The sequence below is a fragment of the Amycolatopsis sp. NPDC052450 genome (assembly GCF_044547565.1).
In the GTDB taxonomy this organism is placed as follows: Bacteria; Actinomycetota; Actinomycetes; order Mycobacteriales; family Pseudonocardiaceae; genus Amycolatopsis.
In genome coordinates, this window is the sequence record NZ_JBIUAQ010000022.1 from 67,618 (window position 1) to 90,227 (window position 22,610).

Genomic DNA, 22,610 nt, shown 5'->3' on the forward strand with positions numbered 1-22,610 from the left:
CCACATTGGGCGCATCTCGGCGGCCTTGAGCGTCAGTTGCTTAGTAGTGGGGGAAGAATCTTTTGGGCCAGTTCCCGTAGTTCCGCCTCCGAGCGGTCCCGCCACGAGAACCGCAGCCCCTGCCCGGAACCGTTGTCCGTCAACAGAACGTTCAACTGCCCGCCGCTCGCCGAAGCCGGGCGGCCCGCCACCGGTTCACCTCGCGGCTCCGTCCGGAGGGCGGCGTGCTCGACCCGGATGGGTGAGTCGTCCGTCGCGGTGGCCGTGCATTTCCCATCGGAGTACGGCTCCGTGGTCGCGGCGGGAAGGCCGAGCGCGCGCTGGATTCGCGTGCACAGTTTCCACGAGATCTCGGGCAGCGGAGCGTCGAGGATGCCCGAGCCCGGGTCGACGGTTTTCCGTTCGATGACGTCACGTTCGTCCGCGGCGGGCAGTTTCGGGCCGGGGCCGAAAGCGCCGCCGAGTACCGATTCGGTCAGCCCGAGCAGCAGGCTTTCGCTCTGGTCGTGCTGCGGCGGGACACGCGTCCAGCTGGTCTCGATCCGCAGCACGCGCACATCGGTGCCGGAGAGCTCGGCCTCCACAAAGGACGGTGAGCCGCCCAGGACGACCGTCGCCGGGCGTCCGGCGACGGTCACCTTCTTGCGGGTGCCCAGCCCGGACGAGTCGGCCACGGCGGTCCGGTTCAAGGAGATCCGCACCCAGCTGTCCAGGCCGACGGCGTGGCACGACTCGCCGTGCTCCACCTCGCGCGCGACGTCGCCGCTCATCAGCACTTTCCAGCGGTCCGCCGGGATCGCCTGGCACAGCACCTGGGCCGCGGTCTCCTGCGGCAGTGCCAGCAGGAACTCCCCGGACGGCATCGGCACCGGGCGCAGCGGACGGCCGTTCGCCGTCGGCCACTCCTTGGGGAGTTCCTTCGGCCCGAGACCTTCTTCGTAGGTGTCGGCCTTCGTCATGCACCCCGCGCAGAGTCCGGCGATCACGATCGCCAGGAAACCCTTGACACCCCATGTGGTCACGCGCGCACGTTAGCGGATCGACGCAGGTCGGCGACTCGAAAACGGTCACTTCCACCTGGCCGAGGGAGGCGGCTCCAGCGCCTCCCGTAGATCGCCGCCCACCGCGTCCGCGATGTCTTCGACGGTCCAGGCGTCGCGTTCGAGGACGGGATCCTTGATCGCGGTCTGCCGGAGGACGCACAGGATGTCGCCGCGGAACCGGAGGATCTGCCCGGTGACCCCCGCCGAAAGGTCGCTGAGCAGGTACGTCACCAGCGGCGCCACCCGCTCGGGGGTGTGCTCCGGGGTTTGGACGACGGTCGGGTCGTTCCGGGCCATCCGCGTCCAGGCCACCGGCGCGACGGCGTTGACCCGGATGCCGTGTTCGGCCAGATCGGCCGCCCACGAGGCGGTCATGGAGGCTACGGCGCCTTTCGAGGCCGAGTACGCGGCCGCGCGGCGCTGGCCGATCATCGAACCGGAGCCCACGTTCACGATCACGCCGCCGCCCTGGTCACGCAGCACTTTCGCGGCGGCGGTCCCGCAGAAGAGGGGGCCGAGCACGTTGACTTCGACCACTTCGCGCATCCGGGCCGGGTCGTCCGCCCAGGGGTCGGCCCGGTAGTTGACGCCGGCGTTGTTCACCAGGCCGTCGAGCCCGCCGAATTCGGCGACGCACTCGTCGATCAGCCCGGCGGCCTGCTCGGCGTCGGCGACCGAGCCGCCGTTGGACACGGCGCGCCCGCCCAGCGCACGGATCTCCCTCGCGACCTCGTCCGCGAGCCCCGCTTCGACGTCGTTCACCACGACCGCCGCGCCCTGTGACGCCGCGTGCCGCGCGAATGCCCTGCCCAGGCCCTGTCCGGCGCCGGTGACGACCACGGCCTTGCCGCTCAGAAGACTCATGAGGACAGTCTGCCGTCACCCGGAAGGGTGAGATCGGCATCTCTCGACCGAACCCCTTGTCGGGGGAGATGAGGTTAGGCTAACCTCATACATGTCCGCTTCGTGGTGGGAGCGGCAGTCAGTTCGGGAACGGACGAAGCCCCGCAACCGGGTCACCCCCGGAGGCGGGGCTTCGTTCATTCCGGAGGGTTCATGGTCGACGACCATGCCGATTCGGTCAAGGCACCCGGTCGAGTTCGATCCCGAACCTCTTCCGATAGGCATCCAGGATCTCCTGGTCACTCGAAAGCCTGGTCTCTTCCCGGACACCGTGGGTCGTGATGATCAGCTTGTCACCCGCCAGCGTGACCCGGCCGTGCTTGCCCGGCAGCGAACAGGCCGGCCCCCGCGTGAAATGCGAGTCCGGTGACGTCGCCTGCCAGAAGGACGTCGGGACGAACTCGTCCAGCGCCCGCGGCCGCCGCTCGATCCGGTACTGGGGCTTGCCGTCCTGGAGGACGTCGATGTCGCCGTGGGGCGCGTCGAGGACCAGGAACTCGCCCTCCGGGTCGGCCTGCGCCTCGGTGGCGGACAGCCGCAGCGGGAACCGGCTGAACCGGCCGAAACCGACGTCGGCCAGCCACGGCTCGTCCAGTTCGACGCTGACGGCGGCGTGGTCGAACGGCGGCCCGAGCGTGCCGTCCGGCCGGAAGACCTTCGCCGACTTCAAGACGGCGTCGAAGCCCAGTTCCCGCAGCAAGGCGGCGAAGAGCCCGTTCAGCTCGTAACAGAAGCCGCCGCGCCGCCGCCGCACGATCTTGTCGAACAGCGCGTCGGTGTCCAGGACGATCGGCTCGCCGAGGTGGATGCTCAGGTTCTCGAACGGCACCGTCGCGAGATGCCGTTCCTGCAGCGTGCGCAGGGCGGCGACGTCCGGGGTGGCGGGACGGTCGACTCCGAGCCGGGCGAGGTATGCGGCGACGTCCATGCGTCAACCTTGACACCTCGACCGCGTTGGAGGTCAAGACGAAAAACGGGGCCCTCCCGGATGAGGAGAGCCCCGTGTCGTGGTGAGAGGTCAGCCGAGCAGCAGGCCGTTGCCGCCGGCGACGGCGTTGTCGAACCGCTTGGAGATCTCGGCCCAGTTGAAGATGTTCCACAGGGCCTCGACGTACTTCGGCTTCACGTTCTTGTAGTCCAGGTAGAACGCGTGCTCCCAGACGTCGACCAGCAGGATCGGCGTGGTCGGCAGGACCAGGTTGTTGTGGTGGTCGCGCAGCTGCTGGGTGATCAGCGTCTTGCCGATCGGGTCCCAGGAGAGCGCGGCCCAGCCGTTGCCCTGGATCGTGGTGGCGACCGCGGTGAACTGCGCCTTGAACTTGTCGAAGGAGCCGAACGCCTCGTCGATCGCGGAGGCCAGCTCGCCGGTCGGCTTGTCGCCGCCTTCCGGGGAGAGGATCTTCCACCACACGACGTGGTTGGCGTGCCCGGCGAGGTGGAACGCCAGCGTGGTCTGCAGGCCGACGATGTCACCGAAGTTGCCGGCCTCGCGGGCCTCGGCGATCTTGTCGAGCGTGTCGTTCGCGCCCTTGACGTAGGTCGCGTGGTGCTTGCTGTGGTGCAGCTCGTTGATCTCGCCGGAGATGTGCGGCGCCAGGGCGCTGTAGTCATAGTCGAGATCGGGGAGCACGTAGCGGGCCATCGGCCCTCCTTCTGTCTTCGACACAAGTTTCCAAGGACGAACTTAGTCGTCTTCACCCGTTCGCGGCGACCGGGGGCGCCGCGTTTCTCCCCAGGTGGAACGACCCGTTCGTAGCGGCTGTACCCGTTGGGACCACCGCCTGAAACCCACCTTGCTAGCTCCAGTTAGCTGGAGGTCAAGGCGATGTGACGGCGGTCATCAAGCCAGGTAGGGCAGCCCGACCAGATGATAGGAGGCGATTACCCCGAGGAAGGCCGTCAAGGCCACGGAAACCACCGTGTAGGTGATTCTGGCGGAGGTGTTCCACCAGCCGCGGAGCCACGCGAGTGCCGTGCAGACGACGGCCGCGCCGGTCAGGAGCAGCACGACGTTCGGCAGGAGCAAGGTGACGCTCAGCAAGGGGGAGTGCCCGGAGGTCAGCGCGACGGCGGCGGCGCTCAGATCGCTCATGAGGAGGGCGAAGCCGGCGGTGAACAGCAGGACGGCCAGCGCCGCGCACCAGGCGGCGACGGTCGCGAACCGGGTACCCGACGGGTTCCGTTCCCGGCCGCGCCGGACGAACGCGCGGATCGGCCAGAACACCAGCGCGCCCAGCAGGAGCAGCAGCGCGATCCCGAGGATCAGCAGATGGGTGGAGGACGATTCGAGCCACGACATGCGTTCGTAGGAGGAGTTCGGGTCGTCACCGGCGAAGAGCAGGACCTGACCGCCGGACTCGCGGAACGCGATCCGCTCGCCTGCCACGTCGGTGAACAGCCCGGGCTCGGTCTGCGTCCATCGCCGGGTTCCCTCGCCGAGACCGGACGTCGTCAGCGCGCCGTCGCCGTCCGCGGTCACCGTGACGCCGCCCGCGAGCGCACGGACCTTCGTGAAGCTGTCGTAGTCCAGCCGGGTGTTGTTGTAGCTGCCTTCGAACCGTGAGACGTCACCCGCGAGTGCCACAGGCGCGGGAACGGGAGCGGCGGGCTGTAGCCGGTCGACGAAGGCCTTCAACACCTCGGCGGTGACCGCGGCGGCGTCCCCGGAGAACGCGCCGCCATTGAACGCCAGGTACACGCCGGTGTTCTTCTCGGGGATCAGTTCAAGCACGCTGAGGAATCCCGGCGAGTCGCCGGTCTTCTCCACCAGGCGCAAGCCGTTCAGATACCGCTCGGAGAAGCCGAACCCCATCGCGGGCAGCCGCGGGTCGTTGCGGAACCGCGCGCCGTGCAACTGGTCGAGCAACGGGCGGCTGAACGTACCGGGGACGAGGTTCGCGGACAGGTAGCGGCCCATGTCGGCCGGAGTGGCGACGTTCCCGTCACCCGCGGGCGGTTCGGGGCCGAAGTTCGACGGCGGGACGACCTGCGCCGAGCCGTCCCAGCGGTAGCCGGTCGCCAGCGGCACGTCGGGAGTGGGCTGGGCGACGCTGCTGTCCTTCATGCCCGACGGCTCGAAGATGTGCTGCCGCACGTAGTCCGCATAGGACTGTCCCGACGCCAGTTCCACGAGATACCCGGCCAGCGCGAAGCCGTAGTTCGAATAAAGGGTGACCTCGCCGGGTGGGCGGACGCGGGTCGGCATCTCGTTCGCGAGGTGTTCCGCGAGCGCCGGCAGTTTCTCGTCCCTCGGCGTGAACATCCGGTACACGCGGTCTTCGAAACCCGCGGTGTGGGTCAGCAGGGAGAACAGGGTGACCGGACGGCCGGGAAAGGTTTCGGGGATCTTGAACGACTTCAGGTACGTGTTGACGTCGGCGTCCAGCGCCAGCTTGCCCTGTTCGACGAGTTGCATCGCGGCCGTGGCGGCGATCGACTTGCCGACGGAGTTGATCAGGAACCCGGTGCGTTCCGGATCCACCTTGGCCTGAGTGTCCACTGAGGACACTCCATAGCCCGCCGAGAACACCGTCTCGCCACCTTCGACGACCACCACGGCGGCGCCGGGAATGTGGTGCTCGGCAAGGCTTCGCGGGAGGATCTCGTCGAAGACGGCCGCCGCGGAGGCGGGCGTGGCCGCTTGGGCGGCGGGAGCCGTCAAGACCGTCGTGATGGTCAGCAGTGCGGCGGTGGCCGCGATTCGGAACATGTGCTGAAAACTAGGGATTTCCCCGGGGTAAAGGGATCCGGTGGGCCGCCGGTCGCGGGGTGGGGCCTCCCCTACCCCGCGACCCGATCACGAGTGGCGGTTTGGCGTGATCGATGGGACGACACGTGTGATCCGATGGACGACACGTGTGTCTGGATGGACGACACGCGCGCGCCCACCGCCGGCTACCCCGCGACCGGCTCAAGAGGTCAGGCGGCCCGGTACGCGTCCAGCTCGCTCGCCAGCTCGTCGAACACCGCGATGTTGCACTCGAAGGCCACGATCGCCTCCTCGATCAGCCGCGTGCGCTCGTTCTCGCTCCACGGCGCCGAGTTCAGCTGTTCGCGGTAGTTGTCGCGGAACTTGGGCGCGCTGCCCAGCTGGTCGAAGTGGTAGAACAGCGACCCCGCGTCGGTGAGCTCGTACTTGCGCTCCAGCAGCCGCCGGATGACCTGGCCGCCGGCGATGTCGCCGAGGTAGCGCGTGTAGTGGTGGGCGACGAACCCGCCGGACCAGTCCGACGCCTCGGCCACGCGCCGCGCGTACCGCTCGGTCGAGGGCAGCGGCCGGACGGTCTCGCGCCAGTCCGGGCCGACGAGCTGTTCGAGGTCGCGTTCGAGGCTCGGCAGCCGCCGCAGTTCCTCGAAGACGAACTTGCCGGCCACCGGGTCCTGCGCGAGCTTGTCGGCGGCCTGTTCGATGGCCTGGTAGATGAAGTAGTACTGGATCGCCAGCCGGGTGTACCCCTCGAGCGAGAGTTCGCCGCCGAGCAGCGCGTTCATGTACTCGGAGTGGTTGGCCCGCTCGTGGGCGGGCAAGGTGGAGGCGCGCAGGGTCGCGGAGAACGGCCCGGATTCGACGTCGGTGGTCACCGGCATGGACAGAGCCTCCAAGCATCGATCTGACATGCTGTCAGAAAGAGCGTAAGGCACAATCACGGGTTAGGCTACCCTAATTTTTCGAGTCTTCCGTCATCCCGACCGCTCTGAGCACGAATCGGACCGCTCCCTCGATCGCGTCGTCCAGCCGTTCGGGTGGCACGTCGACGACCTGGCGGCTGCCGAGCGCGGCGGTGATCATCGGGATCAGCACGTCGGGATCCTCCTGCGGGACGCCCTCGGCGAGGATCTCGCGCAGCTGGCCGGTGATGGGGTCGGCGTGCGCGCTGATCCGCCGGTACGCGGCGGGCGCCAGTGCCGACGCGAGCGCCGTCCCCGGCGGCAGGTGGTACTCGGCCAGCACCCGCAGTTGCAGCCGGACGAACGTCGAAAGCTTCTCGACCGGGGTGTCCGCGGTCGCGACGGCCGCCGTCAGCCGTTCGACGTACCGCGTCGCCTCATCCTCGACGAAGGCGACCAGCAGGCTTTCCTTGTCCGGAAAGTGGTTGTACATCGCCGTGCGGCCGAGGCCCGCTTCGGCGGCGACACCCGCGAGCGTGATCGCGTCGAACCCGCGCTCGTACAGCTGCCCGCGCAGGACGTCGAACACCCTGCTGCGGACCTCGCGCCGGTGCTCCTCCAGCGACCGGCCGATGATCTTGGGCACGAGCCACCTCCCTGGAGGAAGACTCTAAGCCTCCAACGACCAGGTGTGCACCGGCGTCTCGGTGGCCGACAGCTCCAGGTACCGGCCCAGCATCCGGTTCAGCGCGGTTTCCCGCTCGGCGCCGCGCTCCTCCGCGCGCAGGACGTACTCCCGCTGCCACGCCGCGCCGGTCCGCCTGGTGAGACACCGCTGCTCGATGATGCCCAGATAACGCTCTCTCGCCTCGTCCGAAACATCCGACCGGCGTAGTCCCTCGTGTGCCAGCGGCAGCAGGACCCGCAGCACCAGCTCGTCCGGCGGGATCCAGCCGATCCCCGGCCAGTACAGCTGCGCGTCGAAACCCCGGCGCGCGCCCGCGTACATGTTCTCCTCGGCCGCCTGGAACGACATCTGTGTCCACACTGGACGGTCGGCTTCGGCGAGGGCCCGTTGCGCGCCATAGAAGAAGGCGGCGTTCGCGACCATGTCGACGACGGTCGGGCCCGCGGGCAGCACTCGGTTCTCCACCCGCAGATGCGGCAGGCCGTCGACGACGTCGTAGACCGGCCGGTTCCAGCGCCAGACGGTGCCGTTGTGCATCCGCAGTTCGGTGAGTTTCGGGGCCTGGCCGGAGTCGAGCGCCTCGATCGGATCCTCGCGGTCGGTCTCGGGCAGCAGACCGGGGAAGTACCGGACGTTCTCCTCGAACAGGTCGAAGATCGAGGTGATCCACCGCTCGCCGAACCACACCCTCGGCCGCACGCCCTGGTTCTTCAGTTCTTCGGGCCGGGTGTCCGTGGCCTGCAGGAACAGCGGGATCCGCGTCTCGTGCCAGAGCGCCTTGCCGAGCAGGAACGGCGAATTCGCGCCCACCGCGATCTGGACGCCCGCCAGTGCCTGTGCCGCGTTCCAATGCGCCGCGAACTCCTCCGGCGCCACCTGGAGATGCAGCTGGACGGAGGTGCAGGCGGCCTCGGGGAGGATCGATTCGGAGTAACTGCGCAGCCGCTCGGGCTGCCTTCCCGGCAGCGGCGCGCCCTCCATCGAGAGCACGGTGCGCTCGCCGCGCGCGGCGAAGATCCGGTCGTTGAGCAGCGAATACCGGGCGTTGTTGGTGAGCCACTTCTGGTCGAAGTGCTCGTGCCGCAGCGTCGGGAGGATGCCGATCATCGCCAGTGAGGCGCCGGATTCCTCCGCCTTGCGCGAGGCGGCGCCAAGATACGCGTGGAGATCGTCCTCCAGTTGCAGCGCGGACTCGCCGGCCAGCGGCCGGGGCGGCACGTTGAGCTCAAGGTTGTGCTGGCCGAGTTCGGTGGTGAACGACGGGTCGTTCAGCGCCTCGAGCACAGTCGTGTTCGTCATCGACGGGCGCAGCTCCGCGTCGACGAGGTTGAGCTCCACCTCGAGCCCGATGTTCTTGCGCGGGAAGGAAAAACTGCCATCGGTGAGCATCCGGGCCAAGGTGTCGAGGCAGCGCTGGACCTTCCGGCGGTAACGTCCGCGATCCTGCGGCTCGCAGGGGTCCGCCGAAAGATTCTTACCCATGTTCGTCGAGCTCCTCATTGGCCACGCTCCGCGGGATCCAGGCGGGACTGCCAGGCGGCCCAACGGTTTCACGCCTCACCAGCGCCCGGCTAGCGGCCAAACTGGTGCTCTCTGTCACCAGGGGTTAACTGACAGCAAAATACCTCCATTCGTACCACTTACCCGTGGACGATCGGACGCAAACGGCGCGCAGCGGACGGATGACACACTCTCCGGGTGGCAGAACTGATCACCATCGACGACCGCGCCGACCCGCGGCTCGACGATTTCCGCGACTTGTCCACAGCCGATCGGCGTCCCGATAGGCCGGGTGGGCGTGGCTTTGTGATCGCCGAAGGCACCGTCGTGGTCGAACGGCTGCTCAACTCCCACTATCCGGTCCGCGCCCTGCTCGGCGTGGAACGGCGGTTCCGGGAACTGGGCGACGACCTGGCCCGCGTCGACGTCCCCGGCTATGTGACGTCGGCCGAGACGATGGCCGAAGTGGTCGGCTTCCATCTGAATCGCGGGATACTGGCCGTCGCGGACCGGCCGGTGCCGTCGCCGACGGTCGAAGACGTCATCGAGGGCGCACGGGTGCTCGTGGTGCTCGAAGGCGTCGGTGACCACGAGAATCTCGGTTCGCTGTTCCGCAACGCGGCCGCGCTCGGGGTCGACGGGATCCTGCTCGGCGCCGGTTGCTCGGACCCGCTGTACCGGCGCAGCGTCCGCGTTTCGATGGGGCACGTCCTGCGCGTGCCGTTCGCCACCGTCGGATCCTGGCCCGGCGACCTGGAACTGCTGCGGGAACGCGGTTTCCGTATCGCGGCCCTCACTCCTCGTGCGGATTCCGTTTCGCTGCGCCAGTTACGCGACCAGACCCCGGGGAAGGTGGCGTTGATGCTGGGCGCCGAGGGCCCCGGTCTGACCGAGGAGGCCATCGCCGCCGCCGACGTCGCGGTGCGGATCCCGATGCCCGAAGGCGTCGATTCGCTGAATGTCGCCACGGCTGGCGCGATCGCGTTCTACGAGACGCGTCCACCGCTATCGTGAGCACCCGAGCCGATCACGAGGAGAACCCATGGAATTGCGGATCCGTGAGGGACGTGCGGTGCTGGCCGGGCGTGGCGGCGACAGCGCGCACGAGGTGGACCCGCATTCGCTCGCGATCGGTTCGGATCTCGCGCAGGCGTTGCACGAATGGGCCCGCGTCGCGTCCGCCGTCGGCTCCTCCGGCACCGAGGCCGCTTCCGTGGTCTCCCAGCGAGGCCGCCAGCTCGCCCAGCGGGTCGCCGCCACGATGGGCACCTCCGTGCGGTACGTCGACCCCGTCTCCGGCGACGGCGTGATCATCGACCCGCCCACCCCCGCGCCCCGCAGCGAACTCGCGCGGCGGCTTTTCGGCACACCGGATCCCGCCGGGGAACCGACGCCGTGGCTGACCGGGCTGACCGTCTCCGCGTTCGTCGCGGCCGTGGTCGTCGTGGCGATGCTGGCGCTGGCGAACACCCTCGCGCGCGAGACCAACGGCTGGCTCGCGCTGCTCGCGTCCGCCGTCGTGACCGCCGGGATCACGCCCTCGCTGTGGCTCGCGCGGCGGGTGCCGATCGTGCGGTGGGCGTCCTTCGGCGCGGCGGCGGGAATCGTGATCGCGTGGATCGGCGTACTGATCGTCGTCTTCTAAATGTCGAAAACAGTGCCGATCGGCTCGCCGGGTCACACGCGTTTGAAGAACTGGAGACTCATCCCGCCCGCCTGCGTCGCGGACAGCCCGTAAAGCTCATAGCCGTGATACGCGGCGATCTGCACGACCAGGTCGGCGGGAAGCTGATAGGAGCGCATCGTGAGTCCCACGTGGAGGCTCCCGTCGAATTCCCGGGCGAGCCAGCCGACGCGGATGGTGCGCGGGAAGAGGCTGGTGGTGAAAGCGGCCGGGACGGCACCGGCGAGGGCCGCGATGAACAGGAGGCTGACGATCGGGGCTTCCTGGTCGGACGGTGTTCCGGCGATCATCGCCGCCGCGCCGAGGAGGACCAGGACGGCGACGGGTGCGATGTAGTTCAGCCAGGAGTAGCGGAACCGAAGTCCCGTGGGTGCGGGCAACGGAAGCCGTGGCGGTGACGGATCCCGGCTGAGCAGGAGGACCCGGTCGTTCGGATCGGTGAAGTCGGCCGCGACACGCAGGCCCTCCGTCTCGGCGACTTCCGCGACACGCCGGGCGGAGAGGTTCGCGTGCCTGAGGCTGATCCAAACCCGGTCGGAGCCGCTGAGATGGTTCAGCAGCCAGCGTTCGCGGTCTTTGTCCGGTCTGTCCGGCCCGTCGAAGACGGGAACCCGCGGGACCTGCTGCGGCGCGAACCGGAAGCTCAGGCAGCCCTGGAACATCGGCGCGACCTCCAGGTAGCCGCGGCTCAGGGCGATACCGCGGAGATTCCCCGGATCGATCTGCCACTCCATCGGCGAGACATGGGCGTACGGCGTCCCCGTGAAAACCTGGAAACGCAATCGGACGGCGCGCGCGTACCAATCCTGCATGGAATCCCCCTGGTCCGAGGATACTGAGATCCATGGCCGGTGACCCGCTCAGTTCACTCAGACGGCTGTGTCTCGCGCTGCCGGAGACCTCCGAGCGGCTCAGTCACGGCGAGCCGACGTGGTTCGTGCGCGGCAAGAAGACGTTCGTCATGTACGCCGACCGGCATCACGCCGACAAGGTCGCCTTCTGGTGCCCGGCGCCGCCCGGGGCGCAGGAAGAACTGGTGGGTGCCGAGCCGGAACGGTTCTTCCGGCCGCCGTACGTCGGGCATCGGGGCTGGCTCGGGGTCCGGCTGGACGTCGACGCCGACTGGGCCGAAATCGAGCGGATCGTCACCGACGCGTATTGCCTCGTGGCGCCGAAAGCCCTGATCGCGCAGGTCCCTGGACGCACGTAATGGCCCCTCCACCGGAAGGGGCCATTACGTGCGAATTCAACCTCGTTGTGATCGGACGCCCAGTAGGACGTCTTCCCAGGATGGAACGATGGGGTGGTTCTTCTTCCCCTTCGCCCGTGGAGCGGGCTCGGCCACTTCCTCCGGCTCGTCAGCCGGAAGTGGTGGCTCGACATCTTCGTCGGGTTCCGCGATCGGCGCGTCGATCACCTTCGCGACCGGCTCGTCGGGTATCGAATCGAGGGTGGGCTGGATGACCGCTTCCCTGCCGGGGTCCAGCGCCCGGACCGTGCGCGGGGCGCGGTAGGCGTTGGGGTTGAGCAGGACTTCGGCGTTCTCGTCGAGGGCCTGCACGGTGCCGCCGTGGGCGCCGGGCGAGAACGACCAGTGCGCGCGGTTGTCCGAACGGCCCGCCTTCCAGCTCAGCACGACGACCCACTTGCCGTCGTCGCCTCGCCAGGAGTCCCAGGTCGCCTGGCTGTAGTCGTGCCCGCGCTGCCCGAAGGAGTGCGCCACGACCTCGCCGAGCGTCTGCACGTCGGGGCCGTCCTCGCGGACCGGATGCGCCCGCTGTGCCAGTTCGGCGGTGCGGGATCGCTCGAGCAGGACCGGGTACGCGAACCGCTCGACGCGCTGCACGGTGACGCCGGCGCCGCTCGCGACCTGCTCCACGGACTCACCGGCCCGGATTCGTGCCTGGATCTCGCGTGGCCGCATTTGGCTCTCCAACTCGATCTCGATCTGGCCGAGGCGGGTGATGTCACCCCTCGCCGCCGCTCGCAGCCTCTCATCCGCGGGGAGCAGGAAACGCGTGCGGCTCGCCGGGTCCTCACACACGATGGACTTACCGTCCTCGTGCAGCCCGACCACCCGTAGCGCTCTCATTCTCGCCTCCCCGATTCTTCACCTTTGTGGGTGTCCACGTTAAAACGGCGCGTCGCCTTGACGTGTGAGGCGCGCCGATGTCATGTGTCCTGCTCACTATTTTGTTCATGACGGCAAGGGGAATTCTGCGGGAGCGACGGGCGGCTCGCCGTGTGACGCGCCGGACACGCACAGTCACGATCGGGGGAATCTACGGAAGCCGCACCCGGACGACCAGTCCGCCGCCGCGTCCACCCGGTTCCGCGCCCGCGGTCCCGCCGTGCGCCTTCGCGATGGACCGGACGATCGACAGGCCGAGCCCGGCGTTGCGGGAGTCGCCGGTCCGGTCGCCCGAGAGCCGCCGGAACGGCTCGAACAGGGCGGGCACGGCGTCCAGCGGCACCTGCGGGCCGGTGTTGCGCACCACCAGCGCCGGGTCGCCGCCGATGTCGACGTGGATCCAGCCACCCTTGCGGTTGTAGGTGATCGCGTTGTGCACGAGGTTCGTGACCAGCCGCTCCAGCAGCACGGGATCGCCGGACACCGTCCGCGGCCGCAGCCGCGACTCCACGGTGACCCCCGCTTCCCCGGCCATGGCAGCCGCCGACCGGATCACCGTCGCCGCGACCTCGTCCAGCCGGACAGGGCCGCGTGCCGCCAGGCCGCGGTCGCTGCGGGCGAGCACGAGCAGACCCTCGATCATCCGTTCGCTGCGTTCGTTGGTGTAGATCAGGTGCTCGCCGAGTTTCCGGACCTCGGGGCTCACGTCGGGATCGGCCATCGCCACCTCGACCAGCGTGCGCTGCACCGCGAGCGGGGTCCGCAGTTCGTGGGAAGCGTTGGCGACGAAGCGTTTCTGGCTGTCGAACGACACGGCGAGCCGGTCGAGCATGCCGTCGAAGGTGTCGGCGAGTTCCTTGAGTTCGTCGTCGGGGCCGTCGAGATCGATGCGCCGGTCGAGGTTTTCGACCTCGAGTTTCCGTGCGGTCGACGTGATCGCGTGCAGCGGCCGCAGCACCCGGCTCGCCATCAGCCAGCCGAGCAGCACCGCGAGCGCGCCGGCGATCGCCAGCGCCACCAGCGATTGCCACAGCAGCGTCGAAAGGACATCCGAGCGGTACTCGGTGATCGAGGTCGCGACCAGTTGCGTGGCCTGAGCGCGCTCCACGGGCAGGATGGTCGTCGTGTCCATGGGATACGCGCGCTGCACCGCGATGCCCGCCGCGTCGCTCGCGAACGCCGCCGTATCCGGCAGCGTCGAGCTCACCAGCAGGTAGTTGACGACCAGCAACGCGAGCCCGACTAGCAGGAACGCCCCGCCGTAGAGCGCCGTCAGCTTGGTGCGGACGGAGAGCCGGAGCGGTTTCACGACCCGAACCGGTAACCGGCGCCGGGCACGGTGTCGATCAGCGGCGGTTCACCGAGTTTGCGCCGCAACGTCATCATCGCCACCCGGACGGCGTTCGTGAACGGGTCGGCGTGTTCGTCCCACGCCTTCTCCAGCAGTTCCTCCGCGCTGACCACGGTCCCTTCGGCGCGCATGAGCACCTCCAGCACCGCGAATTCCTTGGGGGACAAGGGAAGGAACCGGCCGTCGCGGGACGCCTGGTGCCGCGGCAGGTCGAGGACGACACCGCCGCGTTGCAGCACCGGCGGCAACGCCGGCCGCGCGCGCCGCGACAGCGCCTGCACCCGCGCGACGAGTTCGGCGAACGCGAACGGTTTCGTCAGGTAGTCGTCGGCGCCGAGACCCAGCCCGGCGACCCGGTCGTCGACGTCGGCCGCGGCGGTCAGCATCAGGACCCGCGCCTCACCGCCGGTCCTGATCACCGCGGCGCACACCTCGTCGCCGTGCACGACGGGGAGATCCCGGTCGAGCACGACGACGTCGTAGCCGTGCACCCCCACCCGGTCCAGGGCCTGCGCGCCGTCGTAGCAGACGTCGACGGCCATGGAGAACCGTCGCAGGCCCTCGGCGATCGTGTCCGCCAGGAGCCGCTCGTCTTCCACCACCAGCACTCTCACCTGGCCAGTCTGCCCCGGATGGGGGTAAGCGCGGGATAAGCGTGGATCAGCAGGGTGGGTCGCGACCACCTGTACCGGACCGTCAGGCAGCCGGGTGCAGCTGCCGCGCCGGGATCACTTGCTGAGGCGTGTTCGGGCTGGACCACAGCAGCTTCATCGACGCTTCACCGCCTCGTTCGGTGTGTTCGAGCCGGATCGCGTACGACTTCCCGGCGACCAGGTCCAGAGTCGCTTTGTCGACAGCCGGGCCGTGCGGGGTGGTGTTGTCGATCAGGAGTCTCCCGTCGACCCACAGCCGCACGGTGTCGTCCGAAACCGTGGTGAACGTGTACTTCCCGGTGTCCCGTGCGGTGACGCGGCCGCTCCATCGCGACGAGAAGGACTCCGCCGGGATCTTCGCGTCGGGTGACCCGGTGAACTTCCAGTTGTGGTTCACGCCCGGCTCGATCCGGCGCACCGCCGGTGTTCCGGTGAAGTCCGCGTTCGGCCAGTACTCGGCGGCCAGCCCGGTCCCGCGTCCGGCGGGTGCCTGCGGCAGCGGCTCGACACTCAGTTCGATGACGGTCGCGACGTCGTTCGTCCGCCCGCCCGACGGCGTGAGTTTCACGCTCCCGGGCGACTGCTCGACCCGGACGCGTTGACGGCTGCCGAGCACTCGCGCGTCGCGAACCCGGAACGGCGCCAACGTGTCGAGCGTCAGCGAACCGCCCGAAGCGGGCCAGTCGAACACCGACGCGTAAAGCTTGTCGCCACGGCGGCTGACGACGCCCCAGCCCGGTTCGGCGACGAGCCCCGGCGCGCCCGCTCCGTAGACGGCGGCGGAGTGACCGTTCGTCCGCAGCCACTGACCCATCTGCTTCAGTCTGTCGATGGATTCCCGCGGTACCCGGCCGTCGCGATCGGGTCCGACGTTGAGCAGGAAGTTGCCGCTGCGGCCGGCGATCGAGAGCAGTTTCCTGGTCAGATCCGCCGAGGATTTCCAGTTGTGGTCCCAATCGGTGTATCCCCAGCTGCCGTTGAGGGTCATGCACGATTCCCACAGCTGCCCGTCGACGGGCTTGTCCGGGATCTCCTGTTCGGGGGTTCCCGTGTCGCCGTCGACCACCCGGCGTTTGCCGACGCGGTTGTTGACCACAATGGACGGATCGAGGCTGCGGACGTACGCCTCCAGTTCCTCGCCGTCCTTTTCGGTCCACGGGTTGTTGGGCCGGTCGGTGCTCCATTCGCCGTCGAACCACAGCACCGCCGGGTGATAGTTGTCGACGAGTTCCTTGAGCTGGGCGTACATCCGCTCCTTGTACTTCGGGAACGTCGCCGGATCGGGGAAGTCCGGGTCGTGCCAGTCCCAGATCGAATAGTAGAAGCCGAGTTTGACGTCACGCGCGACCGTCGCGCGTTTCAGTTCGGCGAGGATGTCGCGCTTCTTGTCGAACGCCGAATGGTCGCGGAGGTTGAACTTGTTGACCTTCGTCGGCCACATCGCGTAGCCCTCGTGGTGCTTCGACGTGATCACCACGTACTTCTGCCCGGCGTCCTTCGCCGACTGCGCGACGGCGTTCGCGTCGAACCCGGCCGGGTTGAACTTCGCGGCGATCTGCTCGTATTCGGCGCGCGGGATCCGGCAGCTCCGCTGGATCCACTCGGCGTCCTGGCAAACGCTTCCATCAGGGCGTTGGTACTTCCCTTGAAGCTGGGAGTACGCGCCGAAGTGGATGAACTGGCCGAAGCGGTCGTCGCGCCACCAGCGCGTCCGGTCGGCGGTGAACGGGTCGTCGTAGGCGTGGTCGGACGGGAGTGGCGCGGCTTCCGCGGCGGGCACGACGCCCAGTGCGGTGGTCGCGATGACGAGGGCCGCCAGGGCCCGGAGTGGGTTGCGGCGATTCATGCACTCCTCCTCGATGAGGTGTGGACGTCGGGACTCTAAGAAGCCAGAGATCCGATGTGAACCCCCGAAAGGCTCGTGACTGGCCTGGTTCACCCGTAAAGACGGCAGATAGGTCGGATCTCTGTTCCGCTGATCGGGACGGTAAGCGCGGCATAAGCGACTTCGCTTACCGCGCCGGAATCGCCCGCTCCGTAGAAATCGGTGCGCAAGACGACCGAAGGAGCAGCGATGCGGAAACGACCGATGGCGGTACTGATCGCCGGAGCGGTCCTCGCGCTGGTGGCCGGCTGCGGCGGTGGCGGGGACGGCGGCGACAAGGTCGCCTCGATCTCGTCGCCGCCGGCGCCCGGCGCCGCCGGTGACGGGAAGCAGGCCGACAACGTGTCCGACGAGGACAAGATGCGCAACTTCGCGAAGTGCATGCGCGAGCACGGCATCGACATGCCGGATCCCAAGACCAACGGCGACGAGCAGGGCACGATCTCCATCGAGGCCGGCGAAGGCAGGCCCGACGAGAACAAGATGAAGGCCGCGAGCGACGCGTGCCGGAAGCTGTTGCCGAACGGTGGCGAGATCAAGCCGCCCACGCCGGAAGAGCTCGACAAGATGCGCAAGGAAGCCAAGTGCATGCGCGAGCACGGCATCGACTTCCCGGATCCCGACCCCAGCGGCAAGGGCGCCGCCATGACGATGGACGCGGGCGATCCCAAGAAGTTCGAAGAAGCGGCGAAGGCCTGCGGTCTCGGCATGACCATGAGGGCGGCCCCGGCGAAATGAGCGAACACGAAGGACCCGGCGGCGCGCGGCGTTCGCGCCGGGCGCGCTGGTTCGTCATCGCGGCGGTCCTCGTCGTCGTGGTCGGGACGATGTCCGTGGTCGTGCTGACCAGGGTGACGTCGGAGGCCCAGCAGGTCGGGCAGGCGCCGCCACCGGTGGAGACCGCGAAGGTCGAGAAGACCGACCTGCGGGAAGAGGAAGAGGCGAACGGAACTCTGGGCTATGGCGCGGAAAACGCCCTCGCCGGCCGGAAACAGGGCACCATCACCGCCCTGCCGGACACGGGTGCGGTGTACACCCGGGGGAAGACCGTGTACGGCGTCGACGCCAAACCGGTGCCGTTGTTCTACGGCACGTTGCCGTTCTTCCGCGACCTCGCGGACGGGGCCGCGGACGGCCCGGACGTCAAGCAGCTGGAAGAGAACCTGAAGGCGCTCGGTTTCGGCGGTTTCGGTACCCCGGACAAGAAGTTCACCTCGGCCACCACCGCCGCGATCAAGAAATGGCAGAAGTCGCTGGACGCCGAGCAGACCGGCACCTTCGGCCAGGGCGACGCCGTCCTCGCGCCCGGCGAGATCCGGGTTTCGCAGGTCGCCGCGCAGCTCGGCGGCCCGGGAGGCGGCGAACTCCTGAAGTACACCGGCACCGAGCGTCTCGTCGAGGTCAAGCTCGACGCCGCGAAGCAGGCCATCGCGAAGGAAGGGGACAAGGTCGCGATCGACATCACCGGCGGCAAGAGCACGACCGGGGTGATCACCGAGGTCGGCAAGGTCGCGGAGACCGGCAAGGACGGCGCCGGACAGGACGACGGCAAGCCGAAGATCAAGGTGAAGATCAAGCTGGACGATCCGGCCGCGGCGGGATCGCTCGATTCGACGCCCGTCTCGGTGCGGTTCACCAAGGAAGTCCACAGTGGAGTGCTGGCGGTTCCCGTCGGAGCGCTGCTCGCGCTCGCCGAGGGTGGATACGCCGTCGAGGTCGACGAAGGCGGGAAACGGCGCCTCATCGCGGTGAAGACCGGTTTGTTCTCCGGCGGCCGCGTCGAAATCACCGGCACCGGACTCGCCGCCGGGATGCGGGTGGTGACGACCTCATGACCCCGGTGCTGGACGTGCGCGGCGCCTCCCGCACCTATCCCGGCGGGGTGCGGGCACTGCACGAGGTGTCACTGTCCATTGAGGACAGGGAGATGGTCGCCATCGTCGGGCCGTCCGGCTCCGGCAAGTCGACGCTGCTCCAGCTGATGGGCACGCTCGACCGGCCGACCAGCGGCGTCATCGAACTGCGCGGGAACGACGTGGCGAAACTGCCCGACCGCAAGCTTTCCGCGTTGCGGTCACGATGGATCGGGTTCGTGTTCCAGCAGTTCTTCCTCAGCGAGGGGGTGAGCGCGGTCGACAACGTCGCGACGGGGCTGCTGTACGCGGGGGTGCCGCGGCGGAAACGGCACGAACGGGCGCTGGCCGCGCTCGACCGGGTCGGCCTCGCGCATCGGGCCGGGCATTTCCCGAACGAGCTCTCCGGCGGGGAACGGCAGCGGGTGGCGATCGCGCGGGCGGTCGTCAACTCGCCGTCGATCCTGCTGGCCGACGAGCCGACCGGGAACCTCGACACGGGCAACGGCGCGGCGATCCTCAACCTGCTCGCCACGTTGAGCTCGCAGGGGACGACGGTCGTGATCATCACGCACGACCGGGAGATCGCGGCGGGCATCCCGCGGCGGATCGAGCTGCGCGACGGCCGGATCCGGCTCGACACCGGGACGGGGGTGCTGGTGTGAGCGCACCCGTCCTCGACAAGACGCCGGATCCGGCCAGGCTCGGCCCGCGCGACGTGCTGACCCTCGGCGCGCACGGGATGCGGACGCGGCCGATGCGCGCGGTGCTGTCCGCGCTCGGCATCGGGATCGGGATCGCCGCGATGGTGGCGGTGCTCGCGATCCCGGCGTCGGGTGCGAAGGCGTTGCAAGACCAGCTGGCCGCGCTCGGCACGAACCTGCTTTCGGCCGGGCCGGGCAAGACGATGTTCGGTGGCGACGCGACGTTGCCGGACAGCGCGGTGCCGATGGCGAAGCGGATCGCCCCGGTGACGGCGGCGTCCGCGACCGGCACCACCGACGGGACCGTGCGGCGCACGGACAAGATCGCCAAGGACGAGACGTCCGGCCTCTCCGTCTACGCGGCGACGCCGGATCTCCTCGACGTCGTCGGCGGTGCCGTCCGCACCGGGCGGTTCCTCCGTGACGCGACCCGCGACTACCCGGTCACCGTGCTGGGTTCGGTCGCGGCCGCGCGGCTCGGGATCGACCGCATCGACCCGGCCAAGCCGCCGCAGGTGTTCATCGGCGGTCAGTGGTTCACCGTGGGCGGCATTCTCGGGCCGACGCCGCTGGCGCCCGAGATCGAGCGGTCGGCGCTGGTCGGCTGGGACGTCGCCAAACGGCTACTCGGCTTCGAGGGGCATCCGACCACCGTGTACGTCCGGGCGAAGGATTCGCAGGTCGAGAACGTGCGTTCGGTGCTCGCGCAGACGATGAACCCGCAGGCGCCGAACGAGGTCGAGGTGCGTCGTCCGTCGGAGGCGCTGGAGGCGCAGAAGCTGACGGAGAACACCTACAGCGCGCTGTTCCTCGGGCTCGGCGGGGTGGCGCTGCTGGTCGGCGGCGTCGGGGTGGCCAACACGATGGTGATCTCGGTGCTGGAACGGCGCCGGGAGATCGGCCTCCGCCGCGCGCTCGGCGCGACGAAACGGCAGGTGAGAGGCCAGTTCTTGGCCGAGTCGGTGCTGCTGTCCGGGCTCGGCGGGATCGCCGGGGTCCTGGTCGGCGTGCTGGTGACGGCCGGGTACGCGCTGAGCCAAGGCTGGCCGGCGGTGCTCCCCGTCGGCGCCCTGCTCGGCGGAGTGGGGGTCTCGGCACTGGTCGGTGCCGTCGCCGGTGCCTATCCGGCGATGCGCGCGGCCCGCCTCCCGCCGACCCAAGCCCTCGCCTGACCCCGCAATTCGGCACCTGGTTGCGACGGTACGCATCGCGTACTACCGCAACCAGGTGCCGAATTGCGGGGTAGTGGTGGGTAATCTCGCCGGGTGCTGGTGGGATTGTCGGGGCGGAAACTCGCGGGGGCGTTGATCGCGCTCGAAGTCGTCGTGGTCGGCGTGCTGTTCGCGTTCAAGGTGTTCGACGGTCAGGACCTCGAGGTCTACATCGGCGGCGCGCGGCTCCTCGTCGACTCGGGCGACCTGTACGGCACGTGGGTGCAGACGCACGGGGGCTGGCTGCCCTTCACCTACACACCGTTCGCGGCCGCGGTGTTCCTGCCCGGCACGCTGCTGTCGGCCGCGCTGGCCACGAGGCTGGTCGGGCTCGCGTCGATCGTCGCGGGCGGGATCGTCGTCTACCTCTTCGTCGCGACGCTCAACGGCTCGCTCACCGACCGCGCGAACGTCCGTGGCCGCGCCATCGCCGTACTGGCGGCGATCGGGGCACAGGCCATCGGCGGGATCATGGAACCGGTCCGTTCGACGCTCGGCTTCGGCCAGATCAACACCCTGCTGATGCTGATGGTCGTCCTCGACGCCCTGCTCCCTGGCCGCGCGCGGACCAAGGGCCTGCTGATCGGCGTCGCCGCGGCGATCAAGCTGACCCCGGCCTTCTTCATCCTGTTCTTCTTGTTCCGCAAGGACTTCCGCTCGTCCGCACGGGTATTGGCCGGGTTCGCCGGCGCGGGCGCGCTGATGTTCCTGGTCGCGCCGGGCGCGTCCGCGAAGTTCTGGACGAACGTCCTCTTCGACACCAGCCGCATCGGCGATCGCGGCTATGTCGGGAACCAATCGCTGCGCGGGATGCTCGCGCGGTTCGGACTCGGCTCGGCTGAGGACGTCGTCTGGGTGCTGGCCGCGGTGATGGTGGTCGCGCTGACCGCGTTCGTGATCGTGCGCGTCGCGGAGCCGGTGGTCGCGCTGACGGCGTGCGCCATCGGCGGGCTGCTGGTCTCGCCGGTGTCCTGGACACACCACTGGATCTGGTGCGTGCCGATCCTCGTGCTGCTGGTCTGGACCCGGTCGATCGTTTCGTACGTGCTCGCGGCCGTGACGGTGGCGCTGTTCGTGATCGCGCCGATGTGGCTCGCGCCGCGGCCGGCCGGGAGTTTCGGCTGGTGGCTGGCGACGGAATCCTTCGTGCTGTACGGCCTTGTGCTGCTGGTGCTCCTTAAATCCGTGAGGGCCTCCTTCCCTACGCTCAAGGTAGGGAAGGAGGCCCTCACGGAAAGCTAGCTCAGCCCAGGCGCTCGACGACGTACTCGATGCTCTGGGTCAGCTTCGTGATGTCGTCCGGGTCGATGGCCGGGAACAGGCCGACGCGCAGCTGGTTGCGGCCCAGCTTCCGGTACGGCTCGGTGTCGACGATGCCGTTGGCGCGCAACACCTTCGCGACCGCGGAGGCGTCCACCTCGTCGGCGAAGTCGATGGTGCCGACGACCTGCGAACGCAGCGACGGGTCGCTGACGAACGGCGTCGTGTAGCTGGTCTTCTCAGCCCATTCGTACAGCCGGGTCGACGAGTCGCGCGTGCGCGCGGTCGTCCACTCGAGACCGCCGTTCGAGTTCATCCACTCGATCTGGTCGGCCAGCAGGAACAGCGTCGACACCGCCGGGGTGTTGTACGTCTGGTCCTTGCGGGAGTTGTCCAGCGCGGTGGTCAGCGACAGGAACTCGGGGATCCAGCGGTCGCTCGCGCCGATCTCGCCGATGCGCTCGACCGCGGCCGGCGAGGCCAGCGCGATCCAGAGACCACCGTCGGAGGCGAAGGACTTCTGGGGCGCGAAGTAGTAGACGTCGAAGTCCTCGGCCTTGACCGGCAGGCCGCCCGCGCCGGAGGTGGCGTCGATGGCGACGAGGGCACCTTCACTGCCTTCGGGGCGGCGAACCGGCACCGCGACGCCGGTCGAGGTCTCGTTGTGCGCCCAGCCGACCAGGTCGGCACCGGCCTCGTAGGCGATCTCGGGCGCGCTGCCCGGGTCGGCCTTGACGACGATCGGGTCGGCGAGGAACGGGGCGCCCTTGGTCACCGTGGCGAACTTCGAGGAGAACTCGCCGTAGGTGAAGTGCTGCGCACGTTCCCGCACGAGCCCGAACGCGGCGGCGTCCCAGAATGCGGTCGTCCCGCCGTTGCCGAGGACCACTTCGTAGCCTTCGGGCAGGGAGAACAATTCGGACAGACCCGCACGCACGCGGCCGACGAGGGACTTCACCGGCTTCTGACGGTGCGAGGTGCCGAGGTAGGTGGCACCGGATTTCGCCAGGTTGGCGAGCTGCTCGTCACGGACCTTGGACGGTCCGCAGCCGAAGCGGCCATCGGCAGGCTTCAGGTCCGCGGGGAGGGTCAACTCAGGTGCGTCGGTCATGAGGCCAGTCTCTCAGGTCGGGACG

Annotated in this window: 22 protein-coding genes; 8 read left to right on the forward strand and 14 right to left on the reverse strand. The window is 68.9% G+C overall.

The features are described from left to right. Positions 1-32: 32 nt before the first annotated feature. From ACIHAO_RS29660 to ACIHAO_RS29695, 8 genes are all read right to left on the reverse strand, one after another. On the reverse strand, positions 33-1,022 hold the full coding sequence (locus ACIHAO_RS29660) for a hypothetical protein (RefSeq protein ID WP_396563285.1): 990 nt from the start codon (positions 1,020-1,022) through the stop codon (positions 33-35). Between the two features lie 45 nt (positions 1,023-1,067). After that, positions 1,068-1,907, reverse strand: a complete 840-nt coding sequence (locus tag ACIHAO_RS29665) for an SDR family NAD(P)-dependent oxidoreductase (RefSeq protein WP_396563287.1) — start codon at positions 1,905-1,907, stop codon at positions 1,068-1,070. A gap of 217 nt (positions 1,908-2,124) precedes the next feature. Further along, the gene (locus ACIHAO_RS29670) at positions 2,125-2,874 is read right to left on the reverse strand and encodes an arylamine N-acetyltransferase (RefSeq protein WP_396563289.1); all 750 of its coding nucleotides are present in this window, start codon (positions 2,872-2,874) and stop codon (positions 2,125-2,127) included. A gap of 90 nt (positions 2,875-2,964) precedes the next feature. Next, entirely contained in the window at positions 2,965-3,588 is a 624-nt protein-coding gene (locus tag ACIHAO_RS29675) for a superoxide dismutase (RefSeq protein ID WP_037317970.1), read from the reverse strand. A gap of 198 nt (positions 3,589-3,786) precedes the next feature. Continuing rightward, positions 3,787-5,655 carry a serine hydrolase domain-containing protein gene (locus tag ACIHAO_RS29680; RefSeq protein ID WP_396563291.1) on the reverse strand — a complete coding sequence of 623 codons (1,869 nt, stop codon included), beginning with the start codon at positions 5,653-5,655 and terminating at the stop codon, positions 3,787-3,789. 209 nt (positions 5,656-5,864) lie between these two features. Next, complete coding sequence (locus ACIHAO_RS29685) at positions 5,865-6,533, reverse strand: heme oxygenase (biliverdin-producing) (RefSeq protein WP_396563293.1); 669 nt, start codon at positions 6,531-6,533, stop codon at positions 5,865-5,867. 73 nt (positions 6,534-6,606) lie between these two features. Beyond that, the gene (locus tag ACIHAO_RS29690; RefSeq protein WP_396563295.1) at positions 6,607-7,200 is read right to left on the reverse strand and encodes a TetR/AcrR family transcriptional regulator; all 594 of its coding nucleotides are present in this window, start codon (positions 7,198-7,200) and stop codon (positions 6,607-6,609) included. Between the two features lie 24 nt (positions 7,201-7,224). After that, positions 7,225-8,724, reverse strand: coding sequence for a glutamate-cysteine ligase family protein (locus ACIHAO_RS29695; RefSeq protein ID WP_125782025.1), 1,500 nt, complete (start codon positions 8,722-8,724; stop codon positions 7,225-7,227). 216 nt (positions 8,725-8,940) lie between these two features. Between ACIHAO_RS29695 and ACIHAO_RS29700 the strand changes: the two genes are divergently transcribed. Both ACIHAO_RS29700 and ACIHAO_RS29705 read left to right on the forward strand, forming a co-directional pair. Further along, on the forward strand, positions 8,941-9,756 hold the full coding sequence (locus ACIHAO_RS29700) for a TrmH family RNA methyltransferase (protein WP_396563298.1): 816 nt from the start codon (positions 8,941-8,943) through the stop codon (positions 9,754-9,756). A 28-nt stretch (positions 9,757-9,784) separates the two neighbouring features. Then, entirely contained in the window at positions 9,785-10,387 is a 603-nt protein-coding gene (locus ACIHAO_RS29705; RefSeq protein WP_396563300.1) for a DUF2537 domain-containing protein, read from the forward strand. A 32-nt stretch (positions 10,388-10,419) separates the two neighbouring features. Here ACIHAO_RS29705 and ACIHAO_RS29710 read toward each other — a convergent pair whose 3' ends face one another. Further along, positions 10,420-11,238, reverse strand: a complete 819-nt coding sequence (locus tag ACIHAO_RS29710; protein ID WP_396563302.1) for a hypothetical protein — start codon at positions 11,236-11,238, stop codon at positions 10,420-10,422. A 32-nt stretch (positions 11,239-11,270) separates the two neighbouring features. Between ACIHAO_RS29710 and ACIHAO_RS29715 the strand changes: the two genes are divergently transcribed. After that, positions 11,271-11,636 (forward strand): MmcQ/YjbR family DNA-binding protein, encoded by a 366-nt coding sequence (locus tag ACIHAO_RS29715; RefSeq protein WP_396563304.1) that lies wholly within the window; start codon positions 11,271-11,273, stop codon positions 11,634-11,636. A gap of 36 nt (positions 11,637-11,672) precedes the next feature. Here ACIHAO_RS29715 and sepH read toward each other — a convergent pair whose 3' ends face one another. The 4 genes from sepH to ACIHAO_RS29735 all read right to left on the reverse strand — a co-directional run bounded on the left by sepH (position 11,673) and on the right by ACIHAO_RS29735 (position 16,407). Continuing rightward, on the reverse strand, positions 11,673-12,518 hold the full coding sequence (gene sepH / locus ACIHAO_RS29720; protein ID WP_396563306.1) for a septation protein SepH: 846 nt from the start codon (positions 12,516-12,518) through the stop codon (positions 11,673-11,675). Between the two features lie 190 nt (positions 12,519-12,708). Further along, positions 12,709-13,866 (reverse strand): ATP-binding protein, encoded by a 1,158-nt coding sequence (locus ACIHAO_RS29725; protein WP_396563308.1) that lies wholly within the window; start codon positions 13,864-13,866, stop codon positions 12,709-12,711. After that, positions 13,863-14,522, reverse strand: coding sequence for a response regulator transcription factor (locus tag ACIHAO_RS29730; protein ID WP_125782011.1), 660 nt, complete (start codon positions 14,520-14,522; stop codon positions 13,863-13,865). Before ACIHAO_RS29730 ends, ACIHAO_RS29725 begins: the two co-directional genes overlap by 4 nt. A gap of 82 nt (positions 14,523-14,604) precedes the next feature. Beyond that, on the reverse strand, positions 14,605-16,407 hold the full coding sequence (locus ACIHAO_RS29735) for an alpha-L-fucosidase (RefSeq protein ID WP_396563311.1): 1,803 nt from the start codon (positions 16,405-16,407) through the stop codon (positions 14,605-14,607). 228 nt (positions 16,408-16,635) lie between these two features. On the opposite strand from ACIHAO_RS29735, the gene ACIHAO_RS29740 reads away from it, so the two are divergent. From ACIHAO_RS29740 to ACIHAO_RS29760, 5 genes are all read left to right on the forward strand, one after another. After that, positions 16,636-17,184, forward strand: a complete 549-nt coding sequence (locus ACIHAO_RS29740) for a hypothetical protein (RefSeq protein ID WP_396563313.1) — start codon at positions 16,636-16,638, stop codon at positions 17,182-17,184. Continuing rightward, a complete protein-coding gene (locus ACIHAO_RS29745) occupies positions 17,181-18,281 on the forward strand; it encodes a peptidoglycan-binding protein (RefSeq protein WP_396563315.1) in 1,101 nt (366 codons plus the stop codon). Before ACIHAO_RS29740 ends, ACIHAO_RS29745 begins: the two co-directional genes overlap by 4 nt. After that, a complete protein-coding gene (locus ACIHAO_RS29750) occupies positions 18,278-18,964 on the forward strand; it encodes an ABC transporter ATP-binding protein (RefSeq protein ID WP_125782003.1) in 687 nt (228 codons plus the stop codon). The genes ACIHAO_RS29745 and ACIHAO_RS29750 overlap by 4 nt, the downstream gene beginning before the upstream one ends. Continuing rightward, positions 18,961-20,175, forward strand: a complete 1,215-nt coding sequence (locus ACIHAO_RS29755) for an ABC transporter permease (RefSeq protein WP_396563318.1) — start codon at positions 18,961-18,963, stop codon at positions 20,173-20,175. The genes ACIHAO_RS29750 and ACIHAO_RS29755 overlap by 4 nt, the downstream gene beginning before the upstream one ends. A 93-nt stretch (positions 20,176-20,268) precedes the next feature. Then, positions 20,269-21,456 carry a glycosyltransferase 87 family protein gene (locus tag ACIHAO_RS29760; protein WP_396563320.1) on the forward strand — a complete coding sequence of 396 codons (1,188 nt, stop codon included), beginning with the start codon at positions 20,269-20,271 and terminating at the stop codon, positions 21,454-21,456. Between the two features lies 1 nt (position 21,457). On the opposite strand, the gene serC is transcribed toward ACIHAO_RS29760, so the two are convergent. Next, complete coding sequence (serC, locus tag ACIHAO_RS29765) at positions 21,458-22,585, reverse strand: phosphoserine transaminase (protein WP_125791413.1); 1,128 nt, start codon at positions 22,583-22,585, stop codon at positions 21,458-21,460. Positions 22,586-22,610 lie beyond the last annotated feature (25 nt).

Excerpts from the sequence above, each read along its gene's own strand:
- ACIHAO_RS29695 (WP_125782025.1), bottom strand. The coding sequence starts at position 8,724 with ATGGGTAAGAATCTTTCGGCGGACCCCTGCGAGCCGCAGGATCGCGGA.
- ACIHAO_RS29680 (WP_396563291.1), bottom strand. The coding sequence starts at position 5,655 with ATGTTCCGAATCGCGGCCACCGCCGCACTGCTGACCATCACGACGGTC.
- ACIHAO_RS29745 (WP_396563315.1), top strand. The coding sequence starts at position 17,181 with ATGAGCGAACACGAAGGACCCGGCGGCGCGCGGCGTTCGCGCCGGGCG.
- ACIHAO_RS29750 (WP_125782003.1), top strand. The coding sequence starts at position 18,278 with ATGACCCCGGTGCTGGACGTGCGCGGCGCCTCCCGCACCTATCCCGGC.
- ACIHAO_RS29675 (WP_037317970.1), bottom strand. The coding sequence starts at position 3,588 with ATGGCCCGCTACGTGCTCCCCGATCTCGACTATGACTACAGCGCCCTG.
- ACIHAO_RS29735 (WP_396563311.1), bottom strand. The coding sequence starts at position 16,407 with ATGAATCGCCGCAACCCACTCCGGGCCCTGGCGGCCCTCGTCATCGCG.
- ACIHAO_RS29705 (WP_396563300.1), top strand. The coding sequence starts at position 9,785 with ATGGAATTGCGGATCCGTGAGGGACGTGCGGTGCTGGCCGGGCGTGGC.
- ACIHAO_RS29670 (WP_396563289.1), bottom strand. The coding sequence starts at position 2,874 with ATGGACGTCGCCGCATACCTCGCCCGGCTCGGAGTCGACCGTCCCGCC.
- ACIHAO_RS29740 (WP_396563313.1), top strand. The coding sequence starts at position 16,636 with ATGCGGAAACGACCGATGGCGGTACTGATCGCCGGAGCGGTCCTCGCG.
- ACIHAO_RS29685 (WP_396563293.1), bottom strand. The coding sequence starts at position 6,533 with ATGCCGGTGACCACCGACGTCGAATCCGGGCCGTTCTCCGCGACCCTG.
- ACIHAO_RS29715 (WP_396563304.1), top strand. The coding sequence starts at position 11,271 with ATGGCCGGTGACCCGCTCAGTTCACTCAGACGGCTGTGTCTCGCGCTG.
- sepH (WP_396563306.1), bottom strand. The coding sequence starts at position 12,518 with ATGAGAGCGCTACGGGTGGTCGGGCTGCACGAGGACGGTAAGTCCATC.
- ACIHAO_RS29710 (WP_396563302.1), bottom strand. The coding sequence starts at position 11,238 with ATGCAGGATTGGTACGCGCGCGCCGTCCGATTGCGTTTCCAGGTTTTC.
- serC (WP_125791413.1), bottom strand. The coding sequence starts at position 22,585 with ATGACCGACGCACCTGAGTTGACCCTCCCCGCGGACCTGAAGCCTGCC.
- ACIHAO_RS29665 (WP_396563287.1), bottom strand. The coding sequence starts at position 1,907 with ATGAGTCTTCTGAGCGGCAAGGCCGTGGTCGTCACCGGCGCCGGACAG.